The organism is Micromonospora sp. PLK6-60, from assembly GCF_019890675.1.
Classification (GTDB): domain Bacteria; phylum Actinomycetota; class Actinomycetes; order Mycobacteriales; family Micromonosporaceae; genus Micromonospora.
On record NZ_JAIOAA010000005.1, the window covers coordinates 374,923 to 394,342 of the forward strand.

The following is a 19,420-nucleotide window of genomic DNA, read 5'->3' on the forward strand; positions in this document are numbered from 1 at the left end:
AAGAGTGGCCTCCCCGCGTCGGGAGGCCACTCTTTCCACGAAGTTGCTGCCTCCCCGCCAACCGAGGCGCGGGGAGGGCGGGTGGAGGTGGGTGCGTCAGGCGACGACGGAGACCATCCGGCCCTTGACCACGATGACCTTGCGGGGGGGCTTGCCGTTCAGGGTGGCGGCGACCGCCTCCAGGGCGGCGGCGCGGACGTCGTCCTCGGCCGCGTCGGCGGGCACCTCGATCCGGCCGCGCACCTTGCCGTTGACCTGCACCGGATAGGTGACGGTCTCGGTCACCAGCAGGGCCGGGTCGGCGGTCGGGAAGTCCGCGTACGCCAGGGAACCGGAGTGCCCCAGCCGGGCCCACAGCTCCTCGGCGACGTGCGGGGCGAACGGGGCCAGCATCAGCACCAGCGGCTCGGCCACCTCGCGCGGGGTCTCCGGCAGCCGGGTCAGCGCGTTGGTCAGCTCGATCAGCTTGGCGATCGCGGTGTTGAACCGGATCCCCGCCATGTCGCCGCGCACCCCGTCGACCACCTTGTGCAGCAGCCGCCGGGTCGCCTCGTCGGCGGGCGCGTCCACCACCCGGGTCTGCCCGGTCTGCTCGTCGACCACCGCCCGCCAGACCCGCTGCAGGAACCGGTACGAGCCGACCACCGCCCGGGTGTCCCAGGGACGGGAGACCTCCAGCGGGCCCATCGACATCTCGTACACCCGGAAGGTGTCCGCGCCGTACGCCGCGCACATCTCGTCCGGGGTGACGACGTTGCGCAGCGACTTGCCCATCTTGCCGTACTCGCGCCGGACCTCCTGCTCGCCGTGGAAGAACCGGCCGTCGACCTCGACGACCTCCTCCGCCGGGACCGGGGTGCCCCGCGGGTCGCGGTACGCGTACGCCTGGATGTAGCCCTGGTTGAACAGCTTGCGGAACGGCTCGAACGACGAGACGTGGCCCAGGTCGTACAGCACCTTGTGCCAGAACCGGGCGTACAGCAGGTGCAGCACGGCGTGCTCGGCGCCGCCGACGTACAGGTCGGTGCCCCCGCAGTCACCCGGGCCCTGCGGGCCCATCCAGTACGCCTCGTTCGCCGGGTCGACGAAGCGCTCGGAGTCGGTCGGGTCCAGGTAGCGCAGCTCGTACCAGCAGGAGCCGGCCCACTGCGGCATCACGTTTGTCTCCCGGGTGTAGCGCTTGGGCCCGTCGCCCAGGTCCAGCTCCACCTCCACCCAGTCCCGGCGGCGCGACAGCGGGGTCTCCGGGTCGCTGTCGGCGTCCGACGGGTCGAAGGTGCGCGGCGCGAAGTCGTCCACCTCGGGCAGCTCGACCGGCAGCATCGACTCGGGCAGCGCGATGGCCGCCCCGGTCTCGTCGTAGACGATCGGGAACGGCTCGCCCCAGTAGCGCTGCCGGGAGAACAGCCAGTCCCGCAGCCGCCAGGTCACCGCGCCGGTGCCGTGCCCGTTGGCCTCCAGCCACTCGATGATCCGGGCCTTGGCCTCGGCCACCCCCAGCCCGTCCAGGTCCAGGCCGCGCTCGGGCGCGGCGCTGTTGATCGCCGGCCCCTCCCCGGTGTACGCCTTGCCGTCGAAGCCCTCCGCCGGCCGCACGGTGCGCACGATCGGCAGGTCGAAGACCTCGGCGAAGTCCCAGTCCCGCTCGTCCTGGCCGGGCACCGCCATGATCGCGCCGGTGCCGTAGCCGGCCAGCACGTAGTCCGCGATGAAGATCGGGATGCGCCCCCCGGTCACCGGGTTGGTGGCGTACGCGCCGGTGAAGACGCCGGTCTTCTCCCGGGAGTCGGCCTGCCGCTCCACGTCGGTCTTGGCCGCGGCGGCCTTCCGGTACGCCTCGACCGCCTCCCGCGGCGCGGCGTGCCCGCCCGTCCAGCCGTCCTTGGTGCCGGCCGGCCAGGCCGCCGGCGTCAGCACGTCGACCAGCTCGTGCTCGGGGGCCAGCACCAGGTAGGTGGCACCGAAGACGGTGTCCGGCCGGGTCGTGAACACCCGCACCGGGTCCATCTCGGTCGGGAAGTCGATGTGGGCACCGGTCGACCGGCCGATCCAGTTGCGCTGCATCAGCTTGATCGGCTCGGGCCAGTCCAGGGTGTCCAGGTCGTCCAGCAGCCGGTCACCGTAGGCGGTGATCCGCATCATCCACTGCTTCAGGTTGCGCTTGAAGACCGGGAAGTTGCCCCGCTCGGACCGGCCGTCGGCGGTGACCTCCTCGTTGGCCAGCACGGTGCCCAGCCCCGGACACCAGTTCACCGGGGCCTGCGAGACGTACGCCAGCCGGTGGTCGTCGACGACCGCGCGCCGCTCGGCGACGGTCAGCTCGGACCACGGGCGGCCGTCCGGGGTGGACCGGGTGCCGCCCTCGAACTCGGCGATCAGCTCGGCGATCGGCCGGGCCCTGCGGGCGTCGGCGTCGTACCAGGAGTTGAAGATCTGCAGGAAGATCCACTGGGTCCAGCGGTAGAAGTCGGTGTCGATGGTGGCCACCGAGCGCCGCTCGTCGTGGCCCAGCCCCAGCCGGCGCAGCTGCGCCTTGTACCGCTCGATGTTCGCCTCGGTGGTGGTGCGGGGGTGGGTGCCGGTCTGCACCGCGTACTGCTCGGCGGGCAGGCCGAACGCGTCGAAGCCCATCGCGTGCAGCACGTTGCGCCCGGCCATCCGCTGGTAGCGGGCGAAGCAGTCGGTGCCGATGTAGCCCAGCGGGTGACCGACGTGCAGGCCCGCCCCGGACGGGTACGGGAACATGTCCAGCACGTACAGCTTCTCGGCGCCGGCCCGCGGGTGGGTCGGGTCGGCCAGCGGGCCGGTCGGGTTCGGCGCCTGGAAGGTGCCCTCCCGCTGCCAGGTGTCCTGCCAACGGTGCTCGATCTCGTCGGCCAGGGCCGCGGTGTACCGGAACGGGGGAATGTCGTTCGCCGGTGCGGCTGCCTCACTCATGGCGTCTCCTCGGCGCGGTCATGGCGGTCGGTTCGGGTCTCGGGCGGTCTGCTCCGGGCACAAAAAAGCCCCTCGCGCAGGAGGGGCCGCCGTGCTGTCGCGCGCTCAGCGCATCAGCACGGCTCGGTAAGGAGCAGGAAGACTCCGGCCATGCGGGCAGTGTACCCCGCCCGGCGGGCCCGCACGGCGGGGCGTCCACGCGCCGCGACCGCGGTGGAGACGCCGCGTGGCCGTCCGGTCGCGCCGTGCGTCCCCGGACGGGCGAATATTCCGGGCGTAACCGACCGGCTGCCTGCGCGGGTCGGCGATCACGAGAAACATGGTTAGCCTGAAGGCCAGTGAGATTCCTGCGGCAGACGAGGCTCGCACGTCGCGAACCCTACGGCGGGTCCAGGTGCTCTATTACAGAGCTGCCGTTCAGCGACGAGGAGGAGGCCCGTGACACAACAGACCTGGGACGAGGTGGGCGGTCTGCTGCCGCACGACGAGTTCCGCGCCGCCAGCGAAGCCATCGTCGGCAACATCGAGCGGGTCATCGAGGGCAAGACAGCGACCGTCCGGCTCGCCCTGGCCGTCCTGCTCGCCGAGGGCCACCTGCTCATCGAGGACGTGCCCGGCGTCGGCAAGACCAAGCTGGCCAAGGCGCTCGCCCGGTCCATCGACTGCTCGGTGCGGCGGATCCAGTTCACCCCCGACCTGCTGCCCAGCGACGTCACCGGGGTCAGCGTCTACAACCAGGAGACCCACGACTTCGAGTTCCGCCCCGGCGCGGTCTTCGCCAACCTGGTGGTCGGCGACGAGATCAACCGGGCCTCGCCGAAGACCCAGTCCGCCCTGCTGGAGTGCATGGAGGAGCGGCAGGTCACCGTCGACGGGGTCACCTACCAGCTGCAGACCCCGTTCATGGTGATCGCCACCCAGAACCCGATCGAGATGGAGGGGACGTACCCCCTCCCCGAGGCGCAGCGCGACCGGTTCACCGCCCGGATCGCGATGGGCTACCCGGGTCCGGAGGCGGAGCTGGCCATGCTGGACGGGCACGGCGCGGTCGACCCGTTGCAGGACCTGCGCCCGGTCTCCGACGCGGCGACCGTCCGCCGGCTGATCGGCCACGTGCGGCAGGTGCACGTCGCGGACGCCGTCAAGCAATACGCGATCGACCTGGTCACCGCCACCCGCGAGTCCCCCGACCTGCGGTTGGGCGCCTCCCCGCGGGCGACGTTGCAGCTGCTGCGCACCGCCCGCGCGGTGGCCGCCCTGGAGGGCCGCGACTACGTGCTGCCCGACGACCTCCAGGTGCTGGCGGTGCCGGTGCTGGCGCACCGGATCATTCCCACCGCCGACGCCCAGCTGGCCCGGCGCACCACCGACGCCGTCGTCGCCGAGCTGGTGCACCGGCTGCCGCTGCCGCACGACCGCAGCCGCCGCTCGCCGTACGACACCCGGCCCGCCCCGCCGAACAACGGGCACGGCCCGTACGAGCCGCGGAGGCCGTGACGTGCGGGAGGGGATGCGCGGCCTGACCACCCGCGGCCGGTCGTTCCTGGCCGCCGCGATCGCCGCCGCGGTCTCCGCGGCCATCCTCGGCGAGAAGGACCTGCTGCGGGTGGCCGTCCTGCTCGCCGTGCTGCCGCTGCTGGCCGCCGCGTACGTCGGGCGCAGCCGCTACAAGCTGGCCTGCAACCGGTCGCTGGAGCCGCACCGCACCCCGGTCGGGGCGAGTTCCCGGGTGGTGCTGCGGTTGCAGAACATGTCCCGGCTGCCCACCGGCACGCTGTTGTTGGAGGACCGCCTGCCGTACGCCCTGGGCAGCCGGCCCCGGGTGGTGCTGGAGCGGCTCGGCGCGCAGCAGGCCAGCTCGGTGGCGTACACGGTCCGGGCCGACGTGCGCGGCCGGTACGAGGTGGGGCCGCTGGTGGTGCGGATGACCGACCCGTTCGGCCTGTGCGAGCTGTCCCGGGCCTTCCCCAGCACCGACCGGCTGACGGTCATCCCGCAGGTCACCCCGCTGCCGTCGGCCCGGCTCCCCGGGGAGTACGCGGGCAGCGGCGACAGCCGGGCCCGGTCGGTCGCGGTGCACGGCGAGGACGACGCCGCCACCCGGGAATACCGGATGGGCGACGACCTGCGCCGGGTGCACTGGAAGTCCACCGCCCGCACCGGCGAGCTGATGGTGCGCCGGGAGGAGCAGCCCTGGGAGAGCCGGGCCACCGTCGTGCTGGACACCCGCGCGTACGGCCACCGGGGCGAGGGGCCGACGGCCAGCTTCGAGTGGGCGGTCTCGGCCGCCGCGAGTGTCGCCGTGCACCTGCGTCAGGCCGGCTACAAGCTGCGCCTGGTCACCGGGGCCGGGGTGGACGTGAACGCCGACGCGGGCGACGGCGACGGGCTGATCCTGGACCATCTCGCCGAGGTCCGGCCGGACAAGCGCATCGAGCTCAGCACGCTGGTCCAGCAGGTCCGGCAGCGCGCCGACGGCGGCCTGATCATCGCCCTGCTCGGTTCGCTGAGCACCGCCGAGGCCGAGTTGCTGGCCGGGCTGCGCGCCAACAACGCCACCTGCGTGGCGTTCCTGCTGGAGAGCTCCACCTGGCTGAACCTGCCGACGAAGGCCCGGGCCGAGGCGGACCGGGCGCACGACGCCGCCGCGCTGGCGCTGCTGCAGAGCGGGTGGCGGGTGATCGGCGTCGAGCACGGCGCCCGGCTGGCCGGGCTCTGGCCGCAGGTGGGGCGCGGCTCGCAGGGTTTCGCGTTGCGGGCGGCGATGGCCGAGACGGTGGCCGGAGGCCGACGATGACCGGGAGGACGACCTCATGATCGGGCACCGGAGCCTCGGCTTCGTCGCCGCCGCGGCCACGTTGCTCGCGGCGGCCCCGCTGTCCACCATCTTCCAGCGCTGGACCTGGCTGATCGAGGCCACCCTCGCGGTGGCCGTGGTGGCCGGCGTGGCCGCGCTGACCCGGCTGGTCCGGGCGCCGCTCTGGGGGCAGATCCTGGGCATGCTGGCCGGCCTGCTGCTCGCGCTGACCTGGATCTTCCCCGGCGGCACCGAGGCGCTGCTGTTCCTGCCCACCCCGGCCACCTTCGCGCACTTCGGCGAGCTGCTGTCGGCGTCGGCGCAGGACATGCGCTCGTACGGGGTGAAGGTGCCGGACACCGAGCCGCTGCTGTTCATCACCGTGCTCGGCATCGGCGGGGTGGCCGTCCTGGTCGACGTGCTGGCCGTCGGGCTGCGCCGGCCGGCGCTGGCCGGCCTGCCGATGCTGGCCATCTACTCGGTGCCGGTCGCGGTCTACGTCGACAGCGTGCCCGCGCTGCCGTTCGCCATCGGCGCGGCCGGCTACCTGTGGCTGCTGATCAGCGACAACGTCGACCGGGTACGCCGCTTCGGCCGCCGGTTCACCGGCGAGGGCCGGGACATCGACGTGTGGGAGGCGTCGCCGCTGGCCGCGGCCGGCCGCCGGCTGGCGGTGCTGGGCGTGGCGCTGGCCGTGGCCCTGCCGCTGGCCGTGCCGGGGATGACCGGCGGCCTGCTCAACTCGTTCAACTCGGGCACCGGCGACGGCACCGGCACCGGTCGCCCCGGTCAGGGCTCACCGAGCCGGATCGACCTGTTCGCCGCGCTCAGCGGCCAGCTCAACCAGACCCAGGTGATGGACCTGGTCAAGGTCACCACCACCGACCCCGACCCGTTCTACCTGCGGCTCGGGGTCGTCGACGACCTGCGGCCCAACGGCTTCCAGGCCCGGCCGCCGACCGGCCAGCCCGCCAACCGGACCCTGCCCGACCCGTCGGAGCGCACCGCCCGCGGGGTGGTGCAGCGGACGTACCGGGCCACGGTGGAGGTCAGCAAGAACCTCAACATGCCGATGCTGCCGGTCTACACCGAGCCGGTGCGCACCGAGGACCTCAGCGGCGCCTGGCTGTACGACCCGAACATGCAGATCCTCTTCTCCAACCGGGACAACTCCCGGGGCAAGCGCTACGCGTTCGACTTCGTCCGCTCGACGTACTCTCCGGAGCTGCTGCGCCAGGTCCGGCCGCTGCCGTCCGACCACCCGATCAAGCGGCTGACCGTCACCCCCGCGGTGCGGCAGGTCGACGCCCTGGTCAAGGAGTTGGTCCAGGGCAAGCAGACCGAGTACGACAAGGTCCTGGCGATCTACGACCACTTCTCCGCGTCGAACGGCTTCAGCTATCGGGTGACCACCGAGGAGGGCAGCAGCGGCGAGGAGATCGTCGACTTCCTGACCAACAAGGTCGGCTACTGCCAGCAGTACGCCGCGGCGATGGCCTGGCTGGTCCGGGCGGCCGGCATCCCGGCCCGGGTCGCCGTCGGGTTCACCCGGGGCAGCAGCGCCGAGGGCAACACGTACACGCTTACCAACCGGAACCTGCACGCCTGGACGGAGGTCTACTTCGACGGGATGGGCTGGGTGCCGTTCGACGCCACCCCGGCGTACGGGGTGCAGGGCTCCACCCGCTCGGCGTGGGCGCCGGACGTGGACGCGCCGGAGCCGGCCGCGCCGGCGCCGGGCGCCAGCGGCGCCCCCGCCGGGGTCGACCCGTCGACCGGCGCGCAGCAGCGGGACAACGCCGACCGGGACCCCGACTCCGGCCTGAGCCTGGGCGCCGGGGAGCAGGCGCCGCAGGCACCGGTCTGGCCCTGGTGGGTCGCGGGCGGCCTCGCCCTGCTCCTGCTGTTGGCGTTCCCGGCGCTGCGCCGGCTGGCGCTGCGCCGGCGGCGGCAGGCCAGCCGGCGGCCGGCGCGACCGGCGGTGAGCACCGCGGTCGACGGGGCCGCGCCGGGCGACGCCCGGATGGTGGTCCTCGGCGCCGACGAGGACCGGGCCCGGGCCGACGCGCACGCCGCCTGGGACGAGCTGCTCGACACGCTCGTCGACTACGGCGTACGGGTGATCGGGACGGAGACGCCCCGGGCCACCGCCGACCGGCTGGTCCGGGCCGAGCTGGGCGAGAACCTCACGGCCGGTGACGCGGTCCGGCTGCTCGGCCGTGCCGAGGAGCGGGCCCGGTACGCCCCGCAGCCGCTCACCGGCGAGCAGCTGCACCCCGCGCTGCGGGCGGTCCGCACCGAGCTGGCGTCGCGGGCCGACCGGCGGACCCGGCTGCTGGCGGCGGTGCTGCCGCCGTCGGTGCTGCTGCGCTGGCGCACCGGCCTGGCGGATCGATCGTCGTCCGTGGTGTCGACGATGAGCCAGAGCCGCTACCGGCTGCTCCGCCGGTGGAGCCCGCGACGGCTGCTGGCGGGCCGCGCGACCCGCTGACCCCGCCCCGCCCGGCCGCCGGCCCGATCCCGCCGGCGGCCGGGCGCCGGCCCGATCCCGCCGGCGGAGGAGGCGCCGTGGCCGGCCGGCCACGGCGACGACAGACGGCCGCAACTTCCCCGAAGTTGCTGTCTCCGGTGGACGGGAGACAGCATCTTCCCCGAAGTTGCGGCCTGCGGTGTAGACACCTCGGGCGGCGCCTGAGGTGCGCGGCCCGGATCCGGTCAGGCGGCCGGGCCGTGCGGGGTGGCTGGGTCGGGGTGGGTCAGCGGTGCCCCTCCGGGCGCTGCCGCCACCTCTCCTCCATCCGGTCGAGGAACGACGGGCGCCGGCCGGCCCGACCACGCGGGCGTCGGCGGCTGGTCGTGCCGCCCACGACGTGCAGGTCGGGCGACTGCGCCCGGCGGTGCGACTGCACCCCGTAGATCAGCGCCCCGAACATTACGACGAAGCCCGCCACCGCCAGTGGCGGAGTCTTGATCACCGCGCCGTAGACCAGCAGGCCCAGTCCGACGATGACCACACCGGCAGCGACGAGCAGGCGACGCCGCGCGTGGAAACGCGGATCGCTGGCGCGCACGGCCGAGGCGAATTTGGGGTCCTCGGCAAGCGACCGCTCGATCTGCTCGAACAGCCGCTGCTCGTGCTCCGAGAGCGGCACGGCACTCCTCCCCGGTCACGTTGGTCGGCCCGGGCGGGCCGACAGACCGTGGCAGCCAACCGGCTGCTTACCCGCAAGTCTACGAGGGGGGTCGCGCGTCGGAAAGCGGGACGACCTATGGCCGGGGTGGATTTTCATTTCGTCGATGATCGCGCCGCCCCAGCAGGCTGGCCGGACCTATGACGGACCGCCCGAATCGGGCAGCCGCGGCGTCCGCCGCCGCCTCCGCCTCCCGCCAACCCCGCTCGGGTTCACCCAGCGTGAGCTGCCGGGGCGTCCCGGTCACCCCGGCCAGCCCCGCCACCCGTACGCCGACCAGCCGGATCGGCTCCCCCGGGTCGAGGGCGGTGTAAAGCGCCCACGCCGTGTCGAAGATCTCCCGGGCCACGTCGGTCGGGGTGCCGACCGTGCGGGACCGGTTGACCGTCCGGAAATCGGACAGTCGCACCTTGAGCGACACCGTCCGGCCGGCCTGACCGGCCCCGCGCAGCCGGGCCCCCACCTTCTCGCTGAGCGCCAGCAGGCTGCGGCGGATCTCCACCGGATCGACCACGTCGACGTCGAAGGTGACCTCGGCGCCGATCGACTTCTCCACCTGCTCGGGGCTGACCGCGCGCGGGTCCCGCCCGGCGGCCAGCTCGTGCAGGTGGTGGGCGGACGCCTCGCCGACCGCGCGGCGCAGCATGCCGTGCGGGGCCTCGGCCAGGTCGCCGATGGTGGCCAGGCCGAGCCGGCGCAGCGCCTGGGCCGACCGCTCCCCCACGCCCCACAGCGCGTCCACCGGCAGCGGGTGCAGGAAGTCGAGCACCCGGTCGGCGGGGACCACCAGCAGGCCGTCCGGCTTGGCCCGGGTGGAGCCGAGCTTGGCCACGAACTTGCTCGGCGCCACCCCGACCGAGCAGCTCAGCCGCTGTTCCTCGGCGACCCGGCGGCGGATCAGCCGGGCGATCTCGGCCGGGGCGCCGAAGAGCCGGCGGGCGCCGGCCACGTCGAGGAACGCCTCGTCCAGCGAGAGCGGCTCGACCAGCGGGGTGACGTCCCGGAAGATCCGCATCACCGCCCGCGAGGCCGCCGAATACTGCGCGAAGTCCGGCGGGAGGTAGACCGCGTGCGGGCAGAGCGCCCGGGCCCGCGCGGTGGGCATCGCGCTGCGGACGCCGTAGCGGCGGGCCTCGTAGCTGGCGGAGCTGACCACCCCGCGCGGGCCGATCCCACCGACCACCACCGGCCGGCCGCGCAGCTCGGGCCGGCGGCGCACCTCCACCGAGGCGAAGAAGGCGTCCATGTCGACGTGCAGGATCGGGCAGCCGGAGTCGTCGGCGTCCGGCCCGAAGCGGGGATCACCGCCTCGGGGCAACGACTGGCTGCGACCCATGTCCGCAGGCTAGCGGCCACCCCCGACACCCCCGCCGGGGGTCGGCCGCCGCGGCCGGACAGGCCGGGATGCGGCACCCGGGGAGGTCACCACCGCCGGACAGGCCAGGATGCGGCACCCGGGGAGGTCACCACCGCCGGACAGGCCAGGATGCGGCAGGCGGGGAGGTCAGCCGCGCACCACGATCAGCGGGACGGTCATCTCGGCCGCGGTGTCCGACCCGTGGTACGCCACCAGGCGCGACGCCATCGGCGGCTCCGAGCGGGTGGCCAGCACCGCGTACCGGTCCTGGCAGACCACCACCAGGTCACCGATGCGCGGCAGGTGCTCCGCCGGCACCGGGCCGAACCAGCCGGTGGCCACCGCCTCCTCCCGGGTGAGCACCCGCGCGGCGTCGCCCAGCACGGCCGACCAGGCCGCCCGCACGTCCGGCACCGCGCCCGGCGCCACGTGCAGGTAGCGCACCCTCGGTTCGCCGGCGACCACCCGGACCCCGGCCCGCAGCCGGGGGTCGGTGTCCAGGTCGAAGCGGTCGTCCGGCGGCACGTTCAGCTGCCCGTGGTCGGCGGTGACCAGCAGCGCCGCGTCCGGTGGCAGCCCGTCGACCAGGCGGGCCAGCAGCCGGTCCACCTCGGTCGCGGCCAGCCGCCACGGGACCGAGTCGACGCCGCTGAGGTGGCCGTGCCGGTCGAGGTCGGGGTGGTAACCGGAGACCAGCGTCGGCCCGGCTCCGGCGGCGAGCGCGGCGAGCATCCGCGCGGCCAGCGCGTCCACGTCGGCGGCGCCCCGGTAGTCGCCGCCCCGGTTGGCGGCCAGGGTCAGGCCGCTGCCGCCGTACTCCGGACGGCTCACCACGGTCACCGCCACCCCGGCGGCGCGGGCCTGCTCGTACCGGGTGGGCACCGGCTGCCAGCGCAGCGGCTCCGGGTCGTCGGCCCACTCGATGTGGCTGAGCACCCGGTCGCTGCCCGGCACCCGCACGGTGAAGCCGAGCACCCCGTGCGCGCCCGGGGCCCGGCCGGTGCCGAGGGTGACCAGGCTGGTCGGGGTGGTCGACGGGAAGCCGGCGGTGAGCGGCCGGCCGGCGGTGGCGGCCAGGCCGGCCAGGGTCGGCGCGTACGGGGCGGCGGTCGGGAGCTGGTACCAGCCCAGGCCGTCGACCAGCAGCACCGCGACCCGGCGTACGCCGGGCAGCCCGGGCACCAGGCCGAGCGGGTCGGCGGCGCCGGGCACCCCGAGCACCGCCAGCGCGCTGGGCAGCACGTCGGCCAGGCTGCCGCCGCCGTACGCGGGGGCTACCCGGGCCAGCGGGTCGGCCGGCGGCACCGGGCCGGTCATCCCGGCCGGCGGGCGAACAGGTGCAGCTGGGCCGCGAGGTCCCGGTACGGCGACCGCCCGGCCAGGGCCAGCTCCAGCTCCACCAGGGCGGGCGACTGGCCGTCGGACACGGCGGCCGGCAGCAGGTCGGCCAGGACGCGTACCCCGTGGATCTCCTCGACGGCGAGCCCGGCGGCGCCCAGCAGCGCGGCGGCGCCCTCGGCGTCGTAGCGTCGGCGCAGGGTGTCCCGCGGCCCGGCGCTGCCGTGCGGGTCGGCGGCGAGGGCGGCGGCGACGTCCAGGTGGCCGTTCACCGCCCGGCCGAGCACCGCGGCGGCCCGGCCGGCGACCAGGACGCTGGCCGCGCCGGCCGGCCGCAGCGCGGCCGCGAGGGCCGCCACCACCGGCGCGGGGTCGTCCACCACCTCGAGTACGGAGTGGCAGAGCACCAGGTCGACGCTGGCCGGCTCGACCAGCCCGGCGAGCGCGTCACCGTCGCCCTGCACGGCGCGTACCCGGTCGGCGACCCCGGCCTCGGCGGCCCGGCGGGTCAGCGCGGCGAGCGCGTCGGGGCTGGCGTCGACCACGGTGACCTGGTGGCCGGCCTCGGCCAGCGGCACGGCGAAGCCGCCGGTGCCGCCGCCCACGTCCAGCACGGTGAGCCGCTCGCCGGGGCGGCGGTCGAGCTCGCCCCGGAGCACCGACCAGATCACGGCGGTGCGCGGGGTGAGGGTTCGGGTCTGCTCCACGCCGCCGAGCCTAGTCACGACGGGGGTTGTTGACAGGGGGCCCCTCCGCTACCGAATGCGTTAACAAGGGGCCCCTCCTTACATTACGACTCGCCCCCCGCCGGGGCCTCGTCCTCCGCCCGGGAGCGTCGGTCGTTGGCGACCGGACCGTCGGTCACCTCGTACTCCCGCGACTCGGTGTGGTGCATCGGCAGCCAACCGGCGCCCAGCCGGGTGCGTCGCGAGTTGGCCACGCCGTTGTGACCGTGGTTCCCCGTCACTTGCTCTCCTCCTCGTGGAACACGAACCTGTCGCGGAACTTCATCCGCACCAGTGTGATCAACAATATGATCCCGAACAGCGCGCGGCATCTCCGGCCGGCCCGCGCCCACGACAGCCCGACCTGCCGCAGATTGCGCTCACCCGCGGCCGTGACACCCCGACCTGCGGCAGGTCGGCCTCGGTGACCGGGTCAGCGGAAGTCGCGGGAGGCCGGGGCGACCGGCGGGTCGATCGCGTCCAGCCGGTCGGCGACCAGGTTGGTGACCCCCTCGTGCCGCTGCAACCGGCCCCGCACCACCAGCGCCGCGCTGGTCCGGGCGACCCGCCGGTAGCGCTGCCACAGCCCCGGCGAGCAGGTCACGTTGAGCATCCCGGTCTCGTCCTCCAGGTTGAGGAAGGTGACCCCGCCCGCGGTCGCCGGCCGCTGCCGGTGGGTGACGATCCCACCGACCCGGATCCGCCGGCCCGGCTCTACCCGGCCGAGCCGGGCGATCGGCACCGCGCCGAGGGCGTCGAGGCGGTCCCGGACGAACCGGGCCGGGTGGCTCTCCGGGGACAGTCCGGTGGCCCAGACGTCGGCCACCAGACGGTCCACCGCCGCCATCCCGGGCAGGGTGGGCGCGGTCGCGCCGGTCACCGTGCCGGGCAGCCGGCCCGGCCGGTCCTGGGCGGCGGCGCCGGCGGCCCAGAGGGCCTGCCGCCGGGTCAGCCCGAAACCGGCGAAGGCGTCCGCGGTGGCCAGCGCCTCCAGGTGCGCGGCGGTCAGGCCGACCCGCCGGGCCAGATCCGGCATGTCCGCGTACGGGCCGTGCGCCGCCCGCTCCGCCTCGATCCGCTCGGCCACCTCGCCGCCGAGGGTACGGACGCTGCCCAGCCCGAGCCGAACCGCCGGCCCGCCCAGCCCCCAGGCGTGCGGCGGCTCGCCCGGCGCGCTGCCCCACCGGGTCTCCGGCGTGGACTCCAGCACCGCCTGCGCGCCGCTGGCGTTGATGTCCGGCCGGCGCACCTCCACGCCGTGCCGACGGGCGTCGTCGACCAGGGTCTGCGGCGAGTAGAAGCCCATCGGCTGGGCGTTGAGCAGCGCGGCCAGGAACGGGGCCGGGTGGTAGCGCTTGAGCCAGGAGCTGGCGTACACCAGGTAGGCGAAGCTCATCGCGTGGCTCTCCGGGAAGCCGTAGCTGGCGAACGCGGTGAGCTTGCGGTAGACGTCGTCGGCCAGCTCGCCGGTGATGCCCCGCTCGGCCATCCCGGCGTACAGCCGGTCGGCGATCTGCGCCATCCGCTCCACCGAACGCTTCGCCCCCATCGCCCGGCGCAGCTGGTCGGCGCCGGCCGCGTCGAAGCCGGCCAGGTCGATGGCGAGCTGCATGAGCTGCTCCTGGAACAGCGGCACGCCGAGGGTCTTCTCCAGCGCGTTGCGCATCAACGGGTGCGCGAACGTGACCGGCTCCTGGCCGTTCTTGCGCCGGATGAACGGGTGCACCGAGCCGCCCTGGATCGGGCCGGGGCGGATCAGCGCCACCTCCACCACCAGGTCGTAGAACTCGCGGGGCTTGAGCCGGGGCAGGGTGGCCATCTGGGCCCGGCTCTCCACCTGGAACACCCCGACCGAGTCGGCCCGGCAGAGCATGTCGTAGACCTCGGGATCGTCCAGGGTCATGTCGCCCAGGTCGAGGGACATCCCGATCATGTCGTAGCCGTAGTGCAGCGCCGAGAGCATGCCGAGGCCGAGCAGGTCGAACTTGACCAGGCCGACGGCGGCGCAGTCGTCCTTGTCCCACTGGAGCACGCTGCGCCCGGGCATCCGCCCCCACTCCACCGGGCAGACCTCGATCACCGGCCGGTCGCAGATCACCATCCCGCCGGAGTGGATGCCCAGATGCCGGGGGAACGTCTGCAACTCGTTCGCGTACGTCACCACCTCCTCCGGGATGTCCTCGACGTCGATCGCGGCGACCGAACCCCACCTGTCGATCTGCTTGCTCCAGGCGTCCTGCTGCCCCGGGGAGAAGCCGAACGCCTTCGCCACGTCCCGCACCGCCGACCGGGGCCGGTACGAGATGACGTTGGCGACCTGGGCGGTGTGCTCCCGGCCGTACCGGGCGTAGACGTGCTGGATCACCTCCTCCCGGCGGTCGGACTCGATGTCCACGTCGATGTCGGGCGGGCCGTCCCGCTCCGGGGCGAGGAAGCGCTCGAAGAGCAGCCGGTGCCGGACCGCGTCCACGTTGGTGATCCGCAGCGCGTAGCAGACCGCCGAGTTGGCCGCCGAGCCCCGACCCTGGCAGTAGATGTCCTGCTCGCGGCAGAAGCTGACGATGTCGTAGACCACCAGGAAGTAGCCGGGGAAGCCCAGCTCGTCGATCATCCGCAGCTCGTGCTCCAGCTGCGCGTACGCCTCGGGATGCGCCTCGGGCGGGCCGTAGCGCTCGTGCGCGCCGGCCAGGGTGAGGTGGCGCAGCCAGCTCATCTCGGTGTGCCCGGCCGGCACCGGGTACGCCGGCAGCCGTGGCGCGACCAGTTGCAGGTCGAAGGCGAGCTCCGCGCCGAACTCGGCGGCCCGCGCCACTGCCCCCGGGTACGCCCCGAACCGCGCCGCCATCTCCGCACCGCTGCGCAGGTGGGCGGTGGCGGCGGCGGGCAGCCAGCCGTCCATCTCGTCCAGGCTGCGCCGGGCCCGCACCGCGGCCAGCGTGGTGGCCAGCCGGCGCCGGCCCGGGGTGGCGTAGTGCACGTTGTTGGTGGCCACGGTGGGCAGGCCCGCCGCCGCGGCCAGCTCGGCCAGGGCGTCGTTGCGGTCGGCGTCGAGCGGGTGGCCGTGGTCGGTCAGCTCCACCGCCACGGTCTCCGCGCCGAACAGCGCGGTGAGCCGGTCCAGCTCCCGGGCCGCCGCGTCGACCCCCTCGGTGAGCAGGGCGGCCGGCACGTGCCCCTTGCGGCAACCGGTGAGCACCAGCACGTGGTCGCGCAACTCCTGCGCGATCTCCTCCAGCTCCCCGTAGACCGGCCGGCCCTTCTCCCCGCCGCGCAGCTGGGCGCGGGAGATGGTGGCGGCGAGCCGGGCGTACCCCTCGTGGCCGTGGGCGAGCACCAGCAGGTGCCGGCCCAGCGGGTCGGGTTCGCCGTTCTGCGGGCCGGGCAGCCCGAGGGAGAGCTCGGCGCCGAAGACGGTCGGCAGGTGCAGCGCGCGGGCCGCCTCGGCGAAGCGCACCACGCCGTAGAAGCCGTCGTGGTCGGTGACGGCGAGCGCGGTCAGCCCCAGCCGGGCGGCCTCCTCGGCCAACTCCTCCGGGTGGCTGGCCCCGTCGAGGAAGCTGAAGTTGGTGTGCGCGTGCAGCTCGGCGTAGGCGACGGTGTCGTCCGGGCGGTCCAGCTCGGGCGGCCGGTATTCCTGGCGCTTGCGACTCCAGGCCGGCGAGTCGCCGCCGTCAGCGTCGACCGCCAGCGGATCGACCACGTGCAGGTGCCGTTCCTCGCGGGCCCGCCCGTTCCCGCCCCGCGCCCGGTTGTCGGCAGGCCGGCCGGAGAGCACCCGCTCCAGCTCCGACCAGGGCAGCTTCGGGTTGTGGAAGCTCATCGGGACCGCTCAGTCATAGCTCGCCTCCACCAGCCAGCGACCGGCCTCGACGGCGAGCAGCAGGGCCGACCCGTCGGCCAGGCAGACCTGGAACCGGGCCCGGCGGCGGGCCTCGGCGGGCGCCCACCAGCGCTCGTCCACCGGCCACGGGCCGGCCCAGCCGACGATCTCGGCCGGTCGGGCGGTGCCGACGACCAGCCGGGCCGGCGCGGCGCTCACCTGGAGCCGGGCGCTGACCGTGACCGGCTCGCCGGTGGCGTCGTGCACGGTGGCGGGCAGCGGCTCGGGCAGCACCACGGCGGGCGCGGGCGGCGGGATCCGGCCGGGCCACGGCGGGCTCGGCGGGCTCGCCGACCGCGCCGCGCCGCCCGACCGCACCGCACCGTTCGACCGCGCCGCACCACCAGACCGCGCCGCACCACCCGACCGCGCCGCGCCGCCCGAGGACGCCGTGCCGTTCGAGGGTGCCGTGCCGTTCGAGGGTGCCGTGGCGGGCAGCGGTGGCGGGCCGGGGCGGGTCGGGAGCCGCTCGTCGCCCCACGGGACGAGGCGCACCTGGTCGGCCGGCGAGCGACCACCGCCGAGCACGGCGGTGACCACCGCCTCCGGCCCGAGGATGCCCTGCACCCGGCTCAACGCGCGGTGCGCCCGCTCGCGTTCCTCGCCCGCCTCGCCCCACAGCCCGGCCTGCAGGCCCGCCCGGGTGAGCACCCCGTCCGGCACCAACCGCAGCCGGACGATGCCCGCCGTCGGCCGGGCCGGACGGGCGCCGGACCGGCCGTTGCTGCCGGAGAGCCAGCCGTCGAGCTGCCAGCGGACCCGGTCGGCGATGGCCGTGACGGTCAGCAGCCCGTCGTGCCGCCAGACCCGGTGCAGCTCCTGCCCGTGCGCGGTGACCGCCTCGATGCCGAGGCGGGTGCAGGCCAGGCCGTGCGCGGCGAGCCGCTCGTGCAGCCGCTCGGCCAGCGCCCGGGCGGCGAACGCCGCCGCGTCGACCCGGTCCAGCGGCTCGTCGTGGTCGGCGGTCACCGCCAGGTCGACCGGGGGTTGCCGGACGGCGAGCGGCCGGTGGTCCCGCCCCGCCGCGAGCCGGTGGGCGAGCGCACCGTCGAAGCCGAACCGGGCCAGCACGTCCCCGGCCGGCAGCGCGGCGAAGTCGCCCAGGCTACCCACCCCGAGCCGGCGCAGCAGGTCGGTCAGGGCCGGCCGGCCGAGCGCCGCCACCGGCAGCCCGGCCAGGAACCGCGGGGTCCCGCCCGGCGGGACGACCCGGCCCGTCCGCGCGGCCAGCCCCGCGGCGAAGACCCCGTCGGCGATCCCGACCTGACTCTCCACCGCGCACGCCTGGGCCACCTGCTCGATCAGGCGTTCGGCGGCCGCCTCCTCCCCGCCGAGATAGCGGCTGGGCCCCCGGGCGGCCAGCGCGCAGGCGCCGGGCCGGACCACCTCGACCCCGGCGGCCACCTCCTCCACCGCGGCGACCACCGGTTCGAAGGCCCGGGCGTCCCGGGCCGGATCGTGGTCGACGACGGTCAACTGCGGGCAACGCCCCTGGGCCTCCCGCCGGCGCAACCCCCGGCGGACCCCCTCGGCGCGGGCCCGCTCCGAGCAGGCCACCACCCGGTTGGCGTGCAGCACGGCGACCGCGTCGGTGGCCGGCACCCCGTCGACGATCTCGGCGGCGACGACCGGCCAGTCCGGGCACCAGAGCAGCAGGGTGCGTACCGGTGCGCCGGTCATGCCGAGCCGACCAGGGTCAACGCGCCCCGGCGGGACGGATCGGCGAGCCGGGCCGGCCGGGGGATCACCCGGGTGAGGGTGTTCCCGGGCAGCCAGACCTTGACCTCCTTGGGGCGGGCGGCGGCGCCACGCCCCCGGGCCGACACGGTGACCTCGCGGCGGCGCAGCCGGCCCCGGCCCGGCCCGAGCCCCTCCCAGACACCCCGGACCACCTGGAGCGTGACGTCCGCACCGTCCCACCGGCCGTACGGGACGAGCACGCTGCCGCGTTGCCGGGCCCGGGCGGCCAGCCGGGCCGCCACCGAGGCGGAGACGGTCGCCGGCACGGCGGTGACCACGACGTCCACCCCGTCGATCAGCGCGGCGACCACGGTCGGCCAGTCGGGACCCGGGTTCGGCACCAGGGCGAGCCGGTCCAGGGCGATGCCGGCCTCGGCGGCCGCGCCGGCGCCGAACGTGGGCACGCCCACCACGGCACACCACGAGCCGGCCCGGGACGCCTCGGCGAGCAGCGCCAGCACCAGCGAGGTGCCACCGCTGCGGCGCGGTTGCCCGGTGGCCACCGCGATGGTGCTGCCCCGGCGCAGGCCACGGTTGGGCAGCAGCCCGGTCAGCTCGGGTGCGACCGGTAGCACCCGGTGGCCGCCGGCCGGATCGGGTGCGCTCGCCGGACGCACCAGCGCGGCCAGTGCGGCGGAGCCGAGCACCATGCGGCCCGCCATCGGACCAACCCCCCGTCGTGTTGCCGTGGGGGCGTACGCCCCCGGTCGTGCCTGTGCTGATGGTCGAGTGCGGCGTGACGTCCGGCCACCTGTCCTCCCGCCGGTGGCCGGACGCCACGGGTCAGGCGGCCAGCCCGTCGAGTGCCGGCTGGTGCGCCACGCCGAGCATGGCCTCCACCAGCGTCACGAACTCCTCGGCGGCGCGGAGCAGGTCGTCGGCCTCGCGGGCGGTGACCACGCGGGGGATGCCGGCCTCGGCGGCGGCCCGCTTGCCCGCGCCGGCGGAGAAGTAGCGGGCCCACTCGTCGAGCTCGGGGGCGACCGCGCAGAGCAGGACCCACACGCTGGTGATCCGGTTGCGCCGGGCGGGCGCCGGGCGGGCCCGGGCGGCGAGCACCGCGGCGGCGGCGCGCAGCGCGGCGAGGTGGGCGGCGGCGTACCGGAGACCGTCGGGGCCGGTCCGGGTGGCCTCGGCGAGCCCGTGCCGGGCGACCGCGAGCAGTTGGGCGGGGGTGCGGTGCGGCAGCACGTGCGCGGGCACCGTCGGCGCCGGACTGGTCGGCATGGCTGTCTCCTCCACGTGGCCGGGTCGGGCGCGTCGGCGACGGACCGGAGTCCGCCGGGCGGCGCGCCCGGGGCGGGTGGTGCGGAGGAAGACGCACCGGGTGGTGGCCGGCCGGGTGTGGACGCTTCCCCACACCACACCCGGCCGGCGTACCGGCGGGTCCGTCGTCCGCCGCCCGGGGGTCGGTGGGCGGCGGACGACGGTCCTGCCTGACGGGAACCGGGCTCG

General features: G+C 75.4%; 12 protein-coding genes and 2 pseudogenes. 3 read left to right on the plus strand and 11 right to left on the minus strand.

Features of this window, described 5'->3' with window-relative positions; genetic code table 11:
• Positions 1 to 96 precede the first annotated feature (96 nt).
• The gene (gene leuS / locus K7640_RS13180; RefSeq protein WP_222955060.1) at positions 97 to 2,937 is read right to left on the minus strand and encodes a leucine--tRNA ligase; all 2,841 of its coding nucleotides are present in this window, start codon (positions 2,935 to 2,937) and stop codon (positions 97 to 99) included.
• 438 nt (positions 2,938 to 3,375) lie between these two features.
• Here leuS and K7640_RS13185 point away from each other — a divergent pair, with 438 nt between their 5' ends.
• The 3 genes from K7640_RS13185 to K7640_RS13195 are packed head-to-tail and all read left to right on the plus strand — an operon-like array spanning position 3,376 to position 8,225.
• Entirely contained in the window at positions 3,376 to 4,434 is a 1,059-nt protein-coding gene (locus K7640_RS13185) for a MoxR family ATPase (protein WP_222955061.1), read from the plus strand.
• A gap of 1 nt (position 4,435) precedes the next feature.
• Complete coding sequence (locus K7640_RS13190; RefSeq protein ID WP_222955062.1) at positions 4,436 to 5,734, plus strand: DUF58 domain-containing protein; 1,299 nt, start codon at positions 4,436 to 4,438, stop codon at positions 5,732 to 5,734.
• Positions 5,735 to 5,750: 16 nt separating this feature from the next.
• Positions 5,751 to 8,225 carry a DUF3488 and transglutaminase-like domain-containing protein gene (locus K7640_RS13195; protein WP_222955063.1) on the plus strand — a complete coding sequence of 825 codons (2,475 nt, stop codon included), beginning with the start codon at positions 5,751 to 5,753 and terminating at the stop codon, positions 8,223 to 8,225.
• 265 nt (positions 8,226 to 8,490) lie between these two features.
• Here K7640_RS13195 and K7640_RS13200 read toward each other — a convergent pair whose 3' ends face one another.
• The 10 genes and pseudogenes from K7640_RS13200 to K7640_RS13240 form a co-directional block, all read right to left on the minus strand.
• The gene (locus K7640_RS13200; protein WP_222955064.1) at positions 8,491 to 8,886 is read right to left on the minus strand and encodes a DUF3040 domain-containing protein; all 396 of its coding nucleotides are present in this window, start codon (positions 8,884 to 8,886) and stop codon (positions 8,491 to 8,493) included.
• Between the two features lie 115 nt (positions 8,887 to 9,001).
• On the minus strand, positions 9,002 to 10,261 hold the full coding sequence (locus tag K7640_RS13205) for a DNA polymerase IV (RefSeq protein ID WP_222955065.1): 1,260 nt from the start codon (positions 10,259 to 10,261) through the stop codon (positions 9,002 to 9,004).
• Between the two features lie 168 nt (positions 10,262 to 10,429).
• On the minus strand, positions 10,430 to 11,599 hold the full coding sequence (locus tag K7640_RS13210; protein ID WP_222955066.1) for an alkaline phosphatase family protein: 1,170 nt from the start codon (positions 11,597 to 11,599) through the stop codon (positions 10,430 to 10,432).
• Positions 11,596 to 12,345 (minus strand): methyltransferase domain-containing protein, encoded by a 750-nt coding sequence (locus K7640_RS13215; RefSeq protein ID WP_222955067.1) that lies wholly within the window; start codon positions 12,343 to 12,345, stop codon positions 11,596 to 11,598. The genes K7640_RS13210 and K7640_RS13215 overlap by 4 nt, the downstream gene beginning before the upstream one ends.
• 65 nt (positions 12,346 to 12,410) lie before the next feature.
• Positions 12,411 to 12,587: a hypothetical protein gene (locus tag K7640_RS13220; protein WP_222955068.1), complete on the minus strand. Its 177-nt coding sequence runs from the start codon at positions 12,585 to 12,587 to the stop codon at positions 12,411 to 12,413.
• 191 nt (positions 12,588 to 12,778) lie between these two features.
• Complete coding sequence (locus K7640_RS13225) at positions 12,779 to 16,165, minus strand: error-prone DNA polymerase (RefSeq protein ID WP_222955069.1); 3,387 nt, start codon at positions 16,163 to 16,165, stop codon at positions 12,779 to 12,781.
• 9 nt (positions 16,166 to 16,174) lie between these two features.
• Positions 16,175 to 16,510: pseudogene (locus K7640_RS30975) on the minus strand (DNA polymerase Y family protein); the annotation flags it as partial.
• A 132-nt stretch (positions 16,511 to 16,642) separates the two neighbouring features.
• A pseudogene (locus K7640_RS13230) lies at positions 16,643 to 17,905 on the minus strand (DNA polymerase Y family protein); the annotation flags it as partial.
• Entirely contained in the window at positions 17,902 to 18,627 is a 726-nt protein-coding gene (locus K7640_RS13235; protein WP_222955071.1) for a hypothetical protein, read from the minus strand. The pseudogene K7640_RS13230 and the gene K7640_RS13235, both read right to left, overlap by 4 nt.
• 121 nt (positions 18,628 to 18,748) lie before the next feature.
• Positions 18,749 to 19,192 carry an SAV_6107 family HEPN domain-containing protein gene (locus K7640_RS13240; protein WP_222955072.1) on the minus strand — a complete coding sequence of 148 codons (444 nt, stop codon included), beginning with the start codon at positions 19,190 to 19,192 and terminating at the stop codon, positions 18,749 to 18,751.
• Positions 19,193 to 19,420: the final 228 nt, after the last annotated feature.

Bases quoted from the DNA above. Each gene is read 5' to 3' on its own strand.
- leuS (WP_222955060.1), bottom strand. From the start codon at position 2,937: ATGAGTGAGGCAGCCGCACCGGCGAACGACATTCCCCCGTTCCGGTAC.
- K7640_RS13195 (WP_222955063.1), top strand. From the start codon at position 5,751: ATGATCGGGCACCGGAGCCTCGGCTTCGTCGCCGCCGCGGCCACGTTG.
- K7640_RS13205 (WP_222955065.1), bottom strand. From the start codon at position 10,261: ATGGGTCGCAGCCAGTCGTTGCCCCGAGGCGGTGATCCCCGCTTCGGG.
- K7640_RS13210 (WP_222955066.1), bottom strand. From the start codon at position 11,599: ATGACCGGCCCGGTGCCGCCGGCCGACCCGCTGGCCCGGGTAGCCCCC.
- K7640_RS13225 (WP_222955069.1), bottom strand. From the start codon at position 16,165: ATGAGCTTCCACAACCCGAAGCTGCCCTGGTCGGAGCTGGAGCGGGTG.
- K7640_RS13235 (WP_222955071.1), bottom strand. From the start codon at position 18,627: ATGGCGGGCCGCATGGTGCTCGGCTCCGCCGCACTGGCCGCGCTGGTG.
- K7640_RS13240 (WP_222955072.1), bottom strand. From the start codon at position 19,192: ATGCCGACCAGTCCGGCGCCGACGGTGCCCGCGCACGTGCTGCCGCAC.